The sequence below is a fragment of the Bacillus sp. mrc49 genome (assembly GCF_002803435.1).
In genome coordinates this window covers 1-309 of sequence record NZ_PHNG01000412.1, presented here as the reverse complement: position 1 = coordinate 309, position 309 = coordinate 1, and the positions used below count along the sequence as shown (strand labels likewise).

General features: G+C 57.6%; 1 protein-coding gene. It reads right to left on the bottom strand.

All coding sequences use genetic code 11. The features are described 5' to 3' along the window. On the bottom strand, positions 1-309 hold a 309-nt coding region (locus CVN76_RS02550), incomplete at both ends, for a hypothetical protein (RefSeq protein WP_198512449.1).

Sequence of the window (309 nt, the reverse complement as noted above, 5' to 3'; positions counted from 1 at the left end):
CAGCAGGACTTCGCAACGTTGCATATGCGCATTGGCGTTATCCAGATCGCCACGCGCCAGCGAGCACTTGGCCAACATGGCAATGCACTGCAACTGCTGTTGGGGCTGGTAGTTGGCCAGGATTTTCAGGCCTTCGCGGGCGGCGTCTTCCGCTTCGTCCAGTCGCGACCAGGACCACAGAATTTGTGAACGGATACGCAGCAAGAACTCGTGCATCGGCAGCTGTTCCAGATGCTGTTCGCGCACCAGCTCAAAAGCTTTGTCCTGCGTTTCGTAGGCGGCCTGCAGGAACCCTTGGGCAATCAGAAT